Source organism: Oceanospirillum sediminis (genome assembly GCF_014164585.1).
GTDB classification, from domain to species: Bacteria; Pseudomonadota; Gammaproteobacteria; order Pseudomonadales; family Halomonadaceae; genus Oceanospirillum; species Oceanospirillum sediminis.
In genome coordinates, this window is record NZ_JACJFM010000109.1 from 1 (window position 1) to 506 (window position 506).

A 506-nucleotide genomic window follows, 5' to 3' on the forward strand; every position below is an offset into this window, starting at 1 on the left:
GGTAAGAACAGAGAAATCGAAGAGATAAAGGTGATCAGTGCCAGGCGGATAATGTCTGCACACCAGAAGGGCGTTACCCCCTTGAAAATGGTGCCTGCTTTCACATCCTTCAGCACCGCACTGAGCACGAAGACGTTCATCCCCACCGGTGGTGTGATCAGACTGATCTCGGTAACGACCACAACAACAATACCGAACCAGACCAGATCAAAGCCCAGACTTTCAACCAGAGGGAAGAAGATCGGCACGGTCAGCAGCAGCATCGACAGGCTCTCAAACACCATACCCAGAATGATATAGATCAGCAGGATTACCATAATCACCATCATTGGTGATACATCCAGACCATTCACAAAGTCCAGCAGCTCAGATGGCAGACCGGCACGGTTGATAAAGTTTGAGAAAATCAGCGCACCGATCAGTACCGCAAACAGCATAGCCGAGGTGCGAGCTGTATCCGTCAGGATGTCGAACAGGCTGCCAAAGGTCAGACTTTTACGTGCCAG

1 protein-coding gene is annotated in these 506 nt (G+C 50.6%); it reads right to left on the reverse strand.

The features are described 5' to 3' along the window. A partial coding sequence (locus H4O21_RS24115; protein ID WP_182812429.1) for a TRAP transporter large permease subunit occupies positions 1–506 on the reverse strand: 506 nt, incomplete at both ends.